The sequence below is a fragment of the Pseudomonas sp. Irchel s3f19 genome (assembly GCF_900187555.1).
GTDB lineage: Bacteria > Pseudomonadota > Gammaproteobacteria > Pseudomonadales > Pseudomonadaceae > Aquipseudomonas > Aquipseudomonas capeferrum.
Window position 1 is genome coordinate 47,364 of the sequence record NZ_FYDW01000006.1, and the last position, 12,621, is coordinate 59,984.

General features: G+C 63.4%; 16 protein-coding genes. 9 read left to right on the forward strand and 7 right to left on the reverse strand.

Features of this window, described 5'->3' with window-relative positions; translation table 11 throughout:
* Positions 1-14: 14 nt before the first annotated feature.
* A complete protein-coding gene (locus tag CKW22_RS15875) occupies positions 15-1,967 on the reverse strand; it encodes an FAD-dependent oxidoreductase (protein ID WP_033698327.1) in 1,953 nt (650 codons plus the stop codon).
* A 176-nt stretch (positions 1,968-2,143) separates the two neighbouring features.
* On the opposite strand from CKW22_RS15875, the gene CKW22_RS15880 reads away from it, so the two are divergent.
* From CKW22_RS15880 to CKW22_RS15905, 6 genes are all read left to right on the forward strand, one after another.
* Positions 2,144-3,187 carry an ABC transporter substrate-binding protein gene (locus tag CKW22_RS15880; RefSeq protein WP_095064408.1) on the forward strand — a complete coding sequence of 348 codons (1,044 nt, stop codon included), beginning with the start codon at positions 2,144-2,146 and terminating at the stop codon, positions 3,185-3,187.
* 39 nt (positions 3,188-3,226) lie between these two features.
* Positions 3,227-3,982, forward strand: coding sequence for a class II aldolase/adducin family protein (locus CKW22_RS15885; RefSeq protein ID WP_033698323.1), 756 nt, complete (start codon positions 3,227-3,229; stop codon positions 3,980-3,982).
* Between the two features lie 185 nt (positions 3,983-4,167).
* Positions 4,168-5,055, forward strand: coding sequence for an EamA family transporter (locus tag CKW22_RS15890; protein WP_047583026.1), 888 nt, complete (start codon positions 4,168-4,170; stop codon positions 5,053-5,055).
* A 55-nt stretch (positions 5,056-5,110) separates the two neighbouring features.
* On the forward strand, positions 5,111-5,431 hold the full coding sequence (locus CKW22_RS15895; RefSeq protein WP_008098148.1) for a YbjQ family protein: 321 nt from the start codon (positions 5,111-5,113) through the stop codon (positions 5,429-5,431).
* Between the two features lie 138 nt (positions 5,432-5,569).
* Positions 5,570-5,758: a hypothetical protein gene (locus CKW22_RS15900; RefSeq protein ID WP_033698317.1), complete on the forward strand. Its 189-nt coding sequence runs from the start codon at positions 5,570-5,572 to the stop codon at positions 5,756-5,758.
* A gap of 138 nt (positions 5,759-5,896) precedes the next feature.
* Positions 5,897-6,208 carry a hypothetical protein gene (locus CKW22_RS15905; protein ID WP_047583027.1) on the forward strand — a complete coding sequence of 104 codons (312 nt, stop codon included), beginning with the start codon at positions 5,897-5,899 and terminating at the stop codon, positions 6,206-6,208.
* 46 nt (positions 6,209-6,254) lie between these two features.
* On the opposite strand, the gene CKW22_RS15910 is transcribed toward CKW22_RS15905, so the two are convergent.
* Both CKW22_RS15910 and ampC read right to left on the reverse strand, forming a co-directional pair.
* Complete coding sequence (locus CKW22_RS15910) at positions 6,255-6,587, reverse strand: hypothetical protein (protein WP_033698313.1); 333 nt, start codon at positions 6,585-6,587, stop codon at positions 6,255-6,257.
* Positions 6,588-6,884: 297 nt separating this feature from the next.
* Complete coding sequence (gene ampC / locus CKW22_RS15915; RefSeq protein ID WP_033698312.1) at positions 6,885-8,033, reverse strand: class C beta-lactamase; 1,149 nt, start codon at positions 8,031-8,033, stop codon at positions 6,885-6,887.
* 109 nt (positions 8,034-8,142) lie between these two features.
* On the opposite strand from ampC, the gene CKW22_RS15920 reads away from it, so the two are divergent.
* On the forward strand, positions 8,143-9,135 hold the full coding sequence (locus CKW22_RS15920; protein WP_033698311.1) for a bile acid:sodium symporter family protein: 993 nt from the start codon (positions 8,143-8,145) through the stop codon (positions 9,133-9,135).
* Positions 9,136-9,178: 43 nt separating this feature from the next.
* On the opposite strand, the gene CKW22_RS15925 is transcribed toward CKW22_RS15920, so the two are convergent.
* The gene (locus CKW22_RS15925; RefSeq protein ID WP_047583028.1) at positions 9,179-9,772 is read right to left on the reverse strand and encodes a DUF4157 domain-containing protein; all 594 of its coding nucleotides are present in this window, start codon (positions 9,770-9,772) and stop codon (positions 9,179-9,181) included.
* Positions 9,759-10,322 carry a TetR/AcrR family transcriptional regulator gene (locus CKW22_RS15930; RefSeq protein WP_033698309.1) on the reverse strand — a complete coding sequence of 188 codons (564 nt, stop codon included), beginning with the start codon at positions 10,320-10,322 and terminating at the stop codon, positions 9,759-9,761. The genes CKW22_RS15925 and CKW22_RS15930 overlap by 14 nt, the downstream gene beginning before the upstream one ends.
* A gap of 88 nt (positions 10,323-10,410) precedes the next feature.
* On the opposite strand from CKW22_RS15930, the gene CKW22_RS15935 reads away from it, so the two are divergent.
* Positions 10,411-11,142, forward strand: a complete 732-nt coding sequence (locus CKW22_RS15935) for an SDR family oxidoreductase (protein WP_095064409.1) — start codon at positions 10,411-10,413, stop codon at positions 11,140-11,142.
* Between the two features lie 28 nt (positions 11,143-11,170).
* The gene (locus tag CKW22_RS15940) at positions 11,171-11,785 is read left to right on the forward strand and encodes a 2-hydroxychromene-2-carboxylate isomerase (protein WP_033698307.1); all 615 of its coding nucleotides are present in this window, start codon (positions 11,171-11,173) and stop codon (positions 11,783-11,785) included.
* Here CKW22_RS15940 and CKW22_RS15945 read toward each other — a convergent pair.
* Both CKW22_RS15945 and CKW22_RS15950 read right to left on the reverse strand, forming a co-directional pair.
* On the reverse strand, positions 11,758-11,982 hold the full coding sequence (locus tag CKW22_RS15945; protein WP_371856430.1) for a hypothetical protein: 225 nt from the start codon (positions 11,980-11,982) through the stop codon (positions 11,758-11,760). The two genes, CKW22_RS15940 and CKW22_RS15945, sit on opposite strands and share 28 nt — an antisense overlap.
* Before the next feature lie 77 nt (positions 11,983-12,059).
* Positions 12,060-12,605 carry a cupin domain-containing protein gene (locus CKW22_RS15950; protein ID WP_027594799.1) on the reverse strand — a complete coding sequence of 182 codons (546 nt, stop codon included), beginning with the start codon at positions 12,603-12,605 and terminating at the stop codon, positions 12,060-12,062.
* Positions 12,606-12,621 lie beyond the last annotated feature (16 nt).

Sequence of the window (12,621 nt, forward strand, 5' to 3'; positions counted from 1 at the left end):
CAGTATGTACAGCCTCAGAGCGCCCAGGCAACCGTCAGGCCATCGTGAATCGCCTCTTCTGCAGTACGCGGCGCCAGACAGTCGCCGATGCGCCGCACTTCCACCAGGCCGTCCAGTTCCGCCGCCAAGGTGTCATTGGGCTGGTGGCCCAGGCACAGCACCAGGGTGTCGATGCCTTCAAAGATCATCGGTTCGCCGCTGGCCGTGTGCTGCAGGTACACGGTGTTGTCGTCGCAGCCGTAGAGGCGGGCGTAGGGGGTGATGGGGATGCTCAGGCGATGCAGTTCGCCGGCCAGTTGATCGCGTACGTACAAGGGCAGGTTCTCGCCACAATGGGTGCCGTTGACCGCCAGTTGCACCTGATGCCCCTCGCGCACCAGGCGCTCGGCGATGCCAGGGCCTATCCAGTCGCAACGCCAGTCGATGACCAATACCGAGCGCCCGGGTTTGACCTCGTTGCGCAACACTTGCCAAGCATCCACCACCTGCAGGTCACCGGCGCGCTCGAACGCCGGCCAGTAGGGCGTGGCGCCGGTGGCGGCGATCACCAGGTCAGGGCGCTCGCGCTCGACCAGTGCGCGGTCGACTCGCGTGTTGCGCACCACCTCCACGCCTGCCAAGGCCATTTCCCGTTGCAGGTTGGTGCTGGCGCCGCCGAACTCGCTGCGCCGGGGCAGCAGTTGTGCCAGCAACACCTGGCCGCCCAGTTGCGGGCCGGCTTCAAAGAGTGTGACGTGGTGCCCGCGCGCGGCGGCGACGGCTGCTGCCTTCATGCCGGCCGGGCCGCCGCCTGCCACCAGGATCCGTTTGGGCGAAGGGGTTGGCGTCAGGTGGCCGTATTGCAGTTCGCGGCCGGTTTCCGGGTGCTGGATACACGAGATCGCTAGGCCGCGATGGAAGTGACCGATGCAGGCCTGGTTGCAGGCAATGCAGGCGCGCACGTCTTCGACCTGGCCGTGCTCGGTCTTGGTCGGCATCAGCGGGTCGCAGATCAGCGCACGGGTCATGCCACACACGTCGGCCTGGCCACGCGCCAGGATCAGCTCTGCCTCCTGCGGCTGGTTGATGCGCCCGGTGACGAACAGCGGAATGTCCAGGCGCTGTTTGAACGTGCCGGCCTCGCGTGCCAGGTACGCAGGCTCGATGGCCATGGGGGGGACGATATGCACCGCACCGCCCAGCGACGCTGAGGTACCGGCGACGATGTGCAGGTAGTCGAGCTGGCCTTGCAGCGCCTCGGCGGCGGCCAGCGACTCGTCCTCGCTCAGGCCTTCGCTGTCACGTTCGTCGGCGCTGATGCGCAGGCCGACGATGAACTGCTCGTCGGTGGCAGCACGCACGGCCGCCAGCACTTCGCGCAAAAACCTCAGGCGCTGCGCCAGGTCGCCGTTGTAGCCATCGGTACGCAGGTTGACCCGCGGGTTGAGAAACTGCGCGGGCAGGTAGCCATGGCTGGCCACTACCTCGACGCCATCCAGCCCCGCCTGGTACAGGCGCCGCGCCGCGCTGGCATAGCCCTGGACGATTTCATCGATCATCGCCTGGTCCAGCGCGCGCGGCATCACCCGGAAGCGTTCATTGGGCACCGACGAGGCTGAGTAGGCGACCGCCAGCAAGCCATCGGCAGACTCCATGATCTCCCGCCCAGGGTGGAACAGCTGCGAGAGCACCACCGTACCGTGCTCATGGCAGGCTTCTGCCAGGCGCCGGTAGCCTTCGATGCAGGTATCGTCGGTGGCCATCAGCACGTGCGAGGTGTAGCGGGCGCTGTCGTGCACACCGGCCACCTGCAGCACGATCAGGCCGACGCCGCCTGCAGCCCGGGCACGCTGGTAGGCGATGAGTTTGTCGTTGACCAGGTTGTCGGTGGGCAGGCAGGTGTCATGTCCCGTGGACATGATGCGGTTTTTCAGGCGTTTGCCGCGAATCTGCAAGGCTTCGAACAGGTGGGGGAAGGCGGTTTGCATACAGGCGGCTCCGGTGTGGTGTTGTTCTTGTTTTGGTTATGAAAGTGTAGCGACAGTAAAAAATCAACTTGTTTTTTTACTTGGGCGCAGCTAGGTTTTCATCACCCTCCGAGGAGGGCGTGACCTCACAACAACAAGAAATCGGGCCCCACGGGCACCGGCAGGAGGAAACCTCGATGCATGCATTCCCTCGCAGTACCGGCCTTTGCGCAGCGCTTCTGGCCTTGGGGCTAGGCAGTGCGCAAGCGGCGCCGCAAATGGTTGTAGTCGGCTATGGCGGCGCCGGTCAGAAAGCCCAGGATGAGGCGATCTTCAAACCGTTCAGCGCCAAGGACGGCAGCCAGTTGATCCAGAGCGAGTACAACGGCGAAATGGCCCGCATCCAAGTGATGGCCGATACCGGCAACGTCGACTGGGACGTGGTGCAGATCGAAGGGCCCGACCTGATGCGCGGTTGCGATGAGGGCATCTACGAGCACCTCGACTGGCAGCGCCTGGGCCATGCCGCCGAGTTGATCCCGGACGCCGCCCAGGACTGTGGGTCTGCCGCTTTGGTGTGGAGCGTGGCGATCGCCTATGATCGCAACAAGCTGGCCCAGGCCCCGGCCTCGTGGGCCGACTTCTGGGACGTGCAGAAGTACCCGGGCAAGCGCGGCCTGCGCAAGCGTGCGGTGTACAACCTGGAGTTCGCCTTGTTGGCCGACGGGGTCAAGGTCGAGGATGTCTACACGGTGCTGTCAACGCCGGCCGGTGTCGACCGCGCCTTTGCCAAGCTCAGTGAGCTCAAGCCCTATGTGCAGTGGTGGGACGCCGGTGCCCAGCCGGCGCAGTGGCTGGCTGCCGGCGACGTGGTGATGACGTCTACCTACAGCGGGCGCATCGCCGTGGCGGCCCAGCAGGGCAGCCCGCTGGCACTGGTGTGGCCGGGCAGCCTGTATGGTATGGACTATTGGGCGATCATCAAGGGTTCGCGGCATGTCGACCAGGCCAAACGGCTGATCGCCTATGCCAACCAAGCCGATACCCAGGTGCGTTACGTCGAGCAGATCCCTTACGGGCCGACCAATACTCAGGCAGCGGCCAAGCTCGCGCCGTCCTTGGCCAGCTGGGTGCCGACGTCGCCGCAAAACCTGGAAGGGGCTTTGGCGATGAATGTGGAATTCTGGGTCGACCATGGTGAAGAACTGGAACAGCGATTCAATGCCTGGGCCAGCAAGTAGCTGACGTTCAATGCGGCCCCTCTACAGGACCAACGATAAATGACTCTTACCGAACAGACCCTGCGCCAGGAGCTGGCTGCCTGTTATCGCCTGGTCGCCCACTTTCGCATGAGCGACCTGATCTTCACCCATATATCCCTGCGTGTGCCGGGGCCGGAGCACCACTTTCTGATCAACCCGTACGGTTTGCTGTTCGACGAGATCACGGCCTCCAACCTGGTAAAAATCGACCTGCATGGGCAGCCTGTAGCGCCGACCACGCACCCGGTCAACCCGGCCGGGTTCGTCATCCACAGTGCTATCCACGCAGCCCGTGAAGACGCCCACTGCGTGCTGCACACCCACACGCGTGCCGGTTGCGCGGTGGCGGCGCTGGCGTGCGGCCTGCTGCCGGTGAACCAGATGTCCATGGAGTTCCATGGCAAGGTGGCTTACCACGATTATGAAGGTATTGCCCTGGACCTGGATGAGCAGCAGCGGTTGGTCGCCGACCTGGGGGACAGGCCGGTGATGATCCTGCGTAACCATGGGCTGCTGACGACCGGCCGCAGCGTTGCCGAAGCGTTCTTGCGCATGTACTACCTGGAAAAGGCCTGCGAGATCCAGTTGGCGGCGCAAAGTGCCGGGCAGCTGATACTGCCGCCTGCCGCCGTGTGTGAACGGACCGAGCGGCAGTTCAATGCACCGATGCAGGGGCTGAAACAGGGGGAGTTGTCGGACCCGGATGCAGTGGCGCTGGCATGGGGGGCATTGCTGCGGATGCTCGAGCGGGTGGCGCCAGGTTACCGGGACTGAGGCCTGGCGGGCCAGCGCGGTTCCTGTAGGCGCGGCCTTGCCGGGGCGCCGGACCGGTCGGAACGGTGCGCAAAGCGCTACCCACTGTTGCGCAACCCTGCTTCCCAACTGTGCTGGTCCCTCGAAAAGGAATAGCCTTATGCTGTAACGAAATATGTCTAGAAAGCCTGAAGAAGGATGTCGCAATGCCGCTCAAGGACCTGCTGATCGCCCTGGTGGTGATTGTTGCGTGGGGAGTCAACTTCGTGGTCATCAAGGTAGGCCTGGATGGCCTGCCGCCGATGCTGCTGGGGGCATTGCGCTTCTTGTTGGTGGCCTTCCCGGCAGTGTTGCTGGTCAAGCGGCCGAAGCTGCCGTGGCGCTGGCTGATCGCTTATGGCGTGACGATTTCCCTGGGGCAGTTCGCCTTCCTTTTCCAGGCCATGTACAGCGGCATGCCGCCTGGGTTGGCGTCGTTGATCCTGCAATCCCAGGCATTCTTCACGCTAGGGTTTGCCGCGCTGTTTCTGGGCGAGCGACTGCGCCTCGCCAGCCTGCTGGGGCTGCTGGTGGCCGCCAGCGGCTTGGCGCTGATCGGCAGCGAGGATGGTGGCCATGTGCCGATGCTGGCGCTGGTGCTGACCCTCTGCGCGGGCGCGATGTGGGGCGTGGGCAACATCATCACGCGGCGTTTCGGCTCGGTCGACCTGGTGGCGCTGGTGATCTGGGGTGGGTTGATTCCACCGCTGCCGTTTCTGGCGTTGTCGTGGTGGCTGGAAGGGCCTGAGCGCATCGGCCATGCGCTGGCCAACATTGGCTGGAGCTCGGTACTGGCGTTGGCGTACCTGGCATTTGTCGCCACCATGCTCGGCTATAGCCTGTGGAGCACATTGTTGTCGCGCCACCCGGCCGGCAAAGTGGCACCGTTCTCGTTGCTGGTGCCGGTTATCGGCCTGAGTGCTTCGGCGTGGTTGCTCGGCGAGCGCCTGACCGAGCTGCAGGGCTGGGGGGCGCTGCTGGTGATGCTTGGGCTGCTGGTGAACGTGTTTGGCGCCAAGATCGGCCAACGGTTGCGGGCGGCTAGTGCGCACTGAGGGCCGGGTGCTCTGTTAGAATCGGCCCTTTTCGCCAGGCCAACGGAGCACCGTCATGATCATCTCTACCACCAGCCAGCTCGAAGGCCGTCCTATTGCCGAGTACCTGGGCGTCGTCAGCTCCGAATCGGTGCAGGGCATCAACTTCGTGCGCGATTTCTTTGCCCGTTTTCGCGACTTCTTCGGTGGCCGTTCGCAAACCCTGGAAAGCGCCCTGCGCGAGGCCCGCGAGCAGGCCACCGAGGAGTTGAAGGCGCGGGCACGGCAGTTGCACGCCGATGCAGTGGTGGGCGTGGACTTCGAAATCAGCATGCCGTCGGTGCAGGGTGGCATGGTCGTGGTATTCGCCACCGGCACGGCCGTCAGGTTGAAATAAGGCATTGTGCCACTGGTCGGTTCCAGGGTTTTAGTCTGGGCGGTCCGCAAATGACCAGCTAGTCTCACTTTTACCGGGCGCGTTCACCTAGGCAACGTATCTGCTTGCCGACGCGACCTCACTGGAGGGAGACAGGGCATGAGCGAATCCTTTTTCGAAGACCTGAACGACGCATTCCCGATCAACAGCCAGGTGCGTTGCGGCCAGTCGGCATTCCGCCTGGGTTTCGCCCACATGACGCTGGATGATTCGGAACAGCTTCAGCCTGCACATCTGCAGCGCAGCAAAAAGGGCCGCTTCATGCCGCGGGTTCCGCTGAAAAAGTGATCCCGCTCCAGCAACCCCGCCGAACGGCGGGGTTTTTGTTGATATTCGTTGACGCTGCTCATGGCATCGCCGGGTTGCACTCGCCGGATAGCCGTGGATGTGGTTTTCTGGCGCGGCATTTCAGCAAAGGGAGATTGAATGCTCATGCGAGTCAGGGAAGAGACCTATTGGCAGTGGGCGGACGCTCAGCTGCACAGCCGCAGCCACGATGAAGCGCTCAGTGACGGCACCACGCTCGACGTGCAGGTGCGCCTGTCGCGCCTGGGCGCTACCCAGCTGTTTCTCGGTATCTACGCTGGGAATGGCCGGGCATTGCTGGAAGAGTATTACCCAGCGCGCCCGGGTGAGACCATGACCCGGGCGTTGGTCTGGGGCGTCGAGCGGGCCCGCGCGCTGGCCACCGGCGCATTGCCCTTGCCAGCGATGGCGCGCACGCGTCGGCGGGCATGAAAAAGCCCGGCCTTTGCGGGCCGGGCTCCATGGCGGGTGAGGCCACTCAGTTGAGCGGTTCGATCACCTTGACTGCCCCCCGCTCACGGGCGGCGGGCCATTCTTGTTGCAGGGTCTGCAGGACGCGGCCAACGAACTCGGTGTCGGCGGCGGCCTTCTTGCCGACGTAGCCCTGGCCACGCCGGTAGACCTTGAAGCGTGCACGCATGCTTGGCAGGTGCTCTTCGAATTCATCTTCGATGGTGTTCGGCGGCAGGCGGTCGAGACGCACCTCACCGGTCTGGCTGACCCACAGCAGATGGTCGTCGAGGCTGTCTTTGCGCACGGCGAACAGCTGGGCCAATTGGTCGATTGTGGGATTGTTGTTCAAGTTCATCATAAAGCCCCCATTACCCATTCGTAGGTGATTTTCACAGTTGGCGCTACCACGGTGTAGCGCACTACCAACGCTGCTACAGCAGCATCGCAACAGGGGCTTTCACACGCTGCCTTTTGGACAGTTCCCTCTCCACGGACGGCCTGCGTTACCGCGCAGGCCGTCTGGAACACCCTTGCCACCGCTCCCGATCGGGGAGACAGCCTCATCATGCCCAAGGGCGATGAACGGCGTCAACCGTTTTGTAGTGAATATTTTTTCTCACTACATCTTGTCCGACAATCCTGCCGGAAGGGCCTGTCAGTGGTCGAGGGACGAGAGAATCCGGTACGCGGCGCGCACGCGTGCCTCGTTGGGATAGTTGCGGTTGGCAAGCAGTACGATGGCTTTGCCTTGCGCCGGAATGAACGCCACATAGGCACCGAAACCGTTGGTGGCGCCGGTCTTGTTGTACCAGGCGTCAGGCACGGCCGGGAGCTCGGGGTTGAGGCGGCGGGTGGCCTGTGGCGCAAGGGCGAACTTGGAGCTGTTGCCATTGACCAGGGTGTCGAGTGACGCCGGGTAGGGGTAACGCTCCCAGCCCAGGCCTTGGGTCATGCTACCGACCTGGAAGTAGCCGGCCTGGGTAATGGCGGCAGCCTTTTGCAGGGTTGGCGCAAGCTCGGCCGGCTGCATGTGCAGGCGCACGTAGCGCAGCAAGTCGGTGGCGTTGGTCTTGATGCCATAGGCCGCATCGGCAAAGGGCCCCGAGCTGACGCGTACCGGCTGGTCATGCGCGTCGTACCCTTGCGCATAAAGCCGCTGTGCATCGGCCGGTACGTGCAGGTAGGTGTGCTTGAGGCCCATTTGCGGGAGAAGCCCCTCGGTCATCAGCTCGGCGAATGGGCGCTGCTGCGCGCGCGCCGCCAGGTCACCGAACAACCCCAGGCTGGGGTTCGAGTAGCAGCGCTGGGTGCCGTGTTTGGCAACGGGTTGCCAGTGGCGGAAGAAGGCCAGCACCTGTTGGTCTGTGTGCACCGCGTCGGGGAACTGCAATGGCAGGCAGTCGGCGCTGTAGGCACCGAATTCCAGCACGCTGGCTTCGCCCAGCGGTGTGCCGGCGAGGGCGGGCTGGTAGCGCTGGGCAGGGGCCTGTAGGTCAAGCTTGCCTTCGGCGCTGGCCAGCGCCGCAAGCGTAGCGGTGTAAGTCTTGCTCAGCGAGCCGACCTCAAACAGGGTATCGGCGCTAACCGGCGAGTTATCCGCCTTATTGGCCACGCCATAGTTGAAGTAGTGCGCCTGGCCATCGGCGTACAGCGCTACCGCCATACCGGCGATTTGGTGTTCCTGCATGAGCGGCTGGATGATCTCGTCTACCTGGGCCTGCAGCGGATCGGCCGCCTGCGCGGTGATTGCACCCATGGCCAGTGCAGCCGCGAGAGGGAAGGGCGCAAGGCGATAGCGTGGCATCAAGTAGTCCTTTGTCCGTTGAGCGATACCGGTGGGGGTTCCGGCGTTAGCGAAAAATAAACCGAGACCTTATCGTCTGCCGTTGCATAACGACAAGACGGAAACTGTTATGAAGTATTTGCGCATGTTATTCGACAACTTCACCCTGGCCTTGCTCGGGGTGGTGCTCATCGCCACTGTGCTGCCCTGCTCGGGCGACGGGGCGGTGTATTTCGGCTGGCTGACCAACCTGGCTATCGGCCTGCTGTTCTTCCTGCACGGTGCCAAGCTGTCGCGCGAAGCGATCATCGCCGGCGCCGGGCACTGGCGCCTGCACTTGCTGGTGTTCTCCTGCACGTTCGTGCTGTTCCCCTTGCTGGGGCTGGCGTTCAAGCCGTTGTTCGTGCCGCTGGTGGGCAACGAGCTGTACCTGGGCGTGCTGTATCTGTGTGCGTTGCCAGCCACGGTACAGTCGGCCATTGCCTTCACCTCGCTGGCCCGCGGTAACGTGCCGGCAGCCATTTGCAGCGCGGCGGCTTCCAGCCTGCTGGGTATCTTCCTCACGCCACTGCTGGTGATGATGCTGCTGGGCGCCAGCGGTGATACCGGCTCGGGGCTGGATGCGGTGCTGAAGATTACCCTGCAGCTGCTGGTGCCCTTCGTAGCCGGGCAGATCGCCCGCCGCTGGATTGGCGCGTGGGTCAAGCGCAACGCGCGCTGGCTCAAGGTCGTGGACCAGGGCTCGATCCTGCTGGTGGTCTACACCGCCTTCAGTGAGGCGGTGGTTACCGGCCTGTGGCACACGGTGTCGCCACAACACTTGGCGGGGCTGTTTGTGGTGTGCGGGATCTTGTTGGCGGTGGTGCTGTACGGTACCCGCTTGCTTGGCAAACTGCTTGGCTTCGACCTGGAGGACCGCATCACCATCCTGTTCGCCGGCTCGAAGAAGAGCCTGGCCACTGGGGTGCCGATGGCTCAGGTGCTGTTCGTGGGCAGTGGCATTGGCGCGATGATCCTGCCGCTGATGCTGTTTCATCAGATCCAGCTGATGGTCTGCGCGGTGCTGGCGCAGCGTTATGCCAGCCGTGAGGGGTTGGCCGAAAAGGCTCCTGCGGCGTCATGATGTGGGTGTAGGGGCGGCCTCGCCGGGAGGCCGCTCCTACACGTTACCTTGCCTGGCCGGAGCTGCGCTCTCGGAGCGCCTTGGCCACTTCGGCCTCTATCTTGTAAGCGGGCCCTTCAAGCTCATTGAAATCACGCGTGTAGCGCCGGGCGAATTCTTCTAGCCCCAGCGCCTGGTATTGCTGCACGTGCATGAGCTCGTGCGCCCACAGGGCCACATTGTCTTGCGCATCGCTGGCATGGCGAAAGATGATCGTGTCGATCAACGTCACCGCATTAACGTCGGGGTTCTGCAGCATGGCATTGGCAGCGCTCATCTGCTGTTCGTCGCCCACCCTGAAGCGGACGGCATCGAGCACGGCGAAGTCATACCAGGGCTCGAGCTGGGCGCGGATGTGCAGGGGGATCGGTTCACTGCCGCTGGCATTGGCCTCGTCGCGGGCCTGGCGCAATGCGTAGGCCAGGCTGGTCGACGCCATGGCTTCCACGTCCTTGAGGATCTGCCCGGCCTGCCCTGGGTCGACCGGGGCGCAAAAACACCCCATCAGGCAGACCTGATACTGCCCCGGCGGGCAGGCTTGCTCGGCCAGTACCGGCGCACTCAGGCACAGGCCAAGCAACAGGTTAACGGGTTTCATTCAAGGCCTTTTCAACGAAGGTGCGGCTGGCGTCCAGCACCTGCGATTGCACCGCCTGACTGGCCAGCATGCGCCCGACCAGCAACGCGCCGACGCATTGGCTGATCAACACCCAGGCCAACGCTTCATCCTCCAGTGTGGCAGCCCAGGCCTTGTGCAGCTCGACCAGCCAATGCTCGGCCACCTCTCGCACTGCAAGGTCTGCCCGGGCGATTTCCACCCCTAGCGGCGGCAACGGGCAGCCACCTTCGGCATTGTGCAAGTGAGCCATGCTCAGGTACTGCTGCAGGCAACGGCCAAGGCGTTCGCGGCTGGCGCCTTGGCTGGCCAGGCGTGCCAGTGGGCTATTGCAGAGTTCCTGACGCACCACTTCGGTGAACAGATCATCCTTGGACGGGAAGTGGTTGTAAAAGGCACCGCCGGTCAGCCCGATGGCCTTCATCAGCCCGGCCACGCCGGTGCTGGTAAAGCCACCGCGTTTGGCTAGCGCACCGCTGGTGGCCAACAGCTTTTCGCGGGTTTGTTGCTTGTGCTCGCTGGAATAGCGCATTCATGAACCTCTGCGCGCTGGCTTGACGATGGGGCCGATCATAACATAGCGTTCGTTTACTAAACGATCATTCACCAAAGAGGCGCACATGACTCGACAACAAAAAGTAGTGCTTGTGATCGGCGCGGGGGATGCCACCGGGGGCGAGATTGCCAAACGGTTCGCCAAGGAGGGCTACGTCGCCTGCGTCACCCGCCGACAGGCTGACAAGCTGCAACCGCTACTGGACGAAATACGCGCAGCAGGCGGCCAGGCCCATGGCTTTGGCTCCGATGCTCGCAAGGAAGATGAGGTGGCGGCGCTGGTGGAGGCCATCGAGCGTGATATTGGCCCGATCGAGGCGTTTGTCTTCAATATCGGCGCCAATGTGCCTTGCAGCATTCTCGATGAAACGCCACGCAAGTACTTCAAGATCTGGGAAATGGCCTGTTTTGCCGGGTTTCTGACCGCTCAGGCAGTGGCCCGGCGCATGGTGGTGCGTGAACGCGGCACGATTCTGTTTACCGGCGCTACCGCAGGTACACGGGGTGCCGCCGGCTTTGCCGCATTTGCCGGCGCCAAGCACGGCCTACGGGCGTTGGCGCAGAGCATGGCGCGCGAGTTGGGGCCGCGCAATATCCATGTGGCTCATGTGGTGGTGGATGGTGCCATCGATACCGCGTTCATTCGTGACAGCTTCCCCGAGCGCTACGCCCTGAAGGACCAGGATGGCATCCTTGACCCGGCTCACATTGCCGACAGTTACTGGTTCCTTCACGCCCAGCCGCGAGACGCCTGGACATTCGAACTGGACCTGCGCCCCTGGATGGAACGCTGGTAAGCCCCCTCATCGATCAAGGACCGTACCCATGACCAATACCGTCGAATTCTTCTTTGATCTTGGTAGCCCGGCCAGCTACCTGGCGTGGACGCAACTGCCGGGTATTTGCGCCCGCCAAGGCGCAACGCTGCACTACCGGCCCATGCTGCTGGGCGGGGTGTTCCAGGCCACCGGCAATGCGTCCCCGGCAATGATCCCGGCCAAGGGTCGCTACATGTTCACCGACCTGGGGCGTTTCGCTGCCCGCTACAGTGTACCGTTCGGGCTGCCGCCGGGGTTTCCGCTCAATACCCTGATGCTGATGCGCGGGGTGATCGGCACGCAGTTGCAAGACCCGCAGCGCTTCGAGGCGCTGTTGAAGGCATTGTTCACTGGGATGTGGGGCGAGCGGCGTAATCTGGGTGACGCGGCAGTGTTGCAACAGACCCTGGAACAGGCGGGCTTCGACATTGCCGCATTCAGTGCGCTGGCCGGCGATGTGCAAGTGAAGGCTGCGCTCAAGCAGGCGACGGAGGATGCGGTGGCGCGCGGCGTGTTTGGCGCACCGACCTGCTTTGTTGGTGATGAGATGTTCTTTGGGCAAGACCGCCTGGACTTTGTCGAGGACGCGCTGCGTCAGCGTGCCAGGCGTGTTTCCAGCTGAGTGCGCTCCCACAGGCTGAGCAGGTCGGCCGGGTTGGTGCCGTAGCGGTACCAGTCTTCAAGCCCGGCCTGATCGCCGTTGGGTGCCTGGCAGTGGACGCAATGGGCAAGGCCTTCAGCGTCCACGGCCAGGGTCATCTGCCAGCCTTCGATCGTCACATCGACCAGGCCATCGTGGCGATGGGCGCTTATTTGCAGGGCGTGAACACCCAGGGCTGCGTCGCGCAAGCGCTGATAGGCTTCCCGCGTGCTCACGGTACCGCTGCGGCTCACTGTCAGAAATTCGCCGGGGTATTGGCACTGATGATCTCGGCCTCATCCTGGCCGATGTTCTTGAAGCTGTGGGGCAGGGTGGTGGGGATGTAGTAGCCATCGCCTGAATTGAGCACGCTAACCTGGCCATCAACCCACAATTCGACCGTGCCACGGGTGACCAGGCCGCACTCTTCGCCTTCTGCATGCACGATCGGCTCGCCCGAGTCGGCGCCCGGTGCGTACAGCTCGCGCAACATGCGCATCTGCCGTGCCTCGACACTGGCGCCGACCAGCAGCATGCGCAGGCCGTTGCGGCCCAGGTCTGGTTGCTCGCTGGCGCGGAACACGAAGCGCTCTTCCCGTACTGGCTCGTCGAAGCTGAAGAACTCCGCCAGGCTCATCGGGATGCCTTCGAGCAGTTTTTTCAGGGAGCTGACCGAAGGGCTGACGCGGTTCTGTTCGATCTGCGAGATCGTCGAGTTGGTCAGCCCGCTGCGGCGGGCCAGTTCCCGTTGGGAGAGGTTGTTGCGTTCACGCACCAGTTTGAGTCGCGTCCCCGTGTCCATAGCCGCCTTGTAATCA

Excerpts from the sequence above, each read along its gene's own strand:
- CKW22_RS15950 (WP_027594799.1), bottom strand. The coding sequence starts at position 12,605 with ATGGACACGGGGACGCGACTCAAACTGGTGCGTGAACGCAACAACCTC.
- ampC (WP_033698312.1), bottom strand. The coding sequence starts at position 8,033 with ATGCCACGCTATCGCCTTGCGCCCTTCCCTCTCGCGGCTGCACTGGCC.
- CKW22_RS15910 (WP_033698313.1), bottom strand. The coding sequence starts at position 6,587 with ATGATGAACTTGAACAACAATCCCACAATCGACCAATTGGCCCAGCTG.
- CKW22_RS15895 (WP_008098148.1), top strand. The coding sequence starts at position 5,111 with ATGATCATCTCTACCACCAGCCAGCTCGAAGGCCGTCCTATTGCCGAG.
- CKW22_RS15935 (WP_095064409.1), top strand. The coding sequence starts at position 10,411 with ATGACTCGACAACAAAAAGTAGTGCTTGTGATCGGCGCGGGGGATGCC.
- CKW22_RS15900 (WP_033698317.1), top strand. The coding sequence starts at position 5,570 with ATGAGCGAATCCTTTTTCGAAGACCTGAACGACGCATTCCCGATCAAC.
- CKW22_RS15905 (WP_047583027.1), top strand. The coding sequence starts at position 5,897 with ATGCTCATGCGAGTCAGGGAAGAGACCTATTGGCAGTGGGCGGACGCT.
- CKW22_RS15890 (WP_047583026.1), top strand. The coding sequence starts at position 4,168 with ATGCCGCTCAAGGACCTGCTGATCGCCCTGGTGGTGATTGTTGCGTGG.
- CKW22_RS15920 (WP_033698311.1), top strand. The coding sequence starts at position 8,143 with ATGAAGTATTTGCGCATGTTATTCGACAACTTCACCCTGGCCTTGCTC.
- CKW22_RS15925 (WP_047583028.1), bottom strand. The coding sequence starts at position 9,772 with ATGAAACCCGTTAACCTGTTGCTTGGCCTGTGCCTGAGTGCGCCGGTA.
- CKW22_RS15875 (WP_033698327.1), bottom strand. The coding sequence starts at position 1,967 with ATGCAAACCGCCTTCCCCCACCTGTTCGAAGCCTTGCAGATTCGCGGC.
- CKW22_RS15930 (WP_033698309.1), bottom strand. The coding sequence starts at position 10,322 with ATGCGCTATTCCAGCGAGCACAAGCAACAAACCCGCGAAAAGCTGTTG.
- CKW22_RS15885 (WP_033698323.1), top strand. The coding sequence starts at position 3,227 with ATGACTCTTACCGAACAGACCCTGCGCCAGGAGCTGGCTGCCTGTTAT.
- CKW22_RS15940 (WP_033698307.1), top strand. The coding sequence starts at position 11,171 with ATGACCAATACCGTCGAATTCTTCTTTGATCTTGGTAGCCCGGCCAGC.
- CKW22_RS15880 (WP_095064408.1), top strand. The coding sequence starts at position 2,144 with ATGCATGCATTCCCTCGCAGTACCGGCCTTTGCGCAGCGCTTCTGGCC.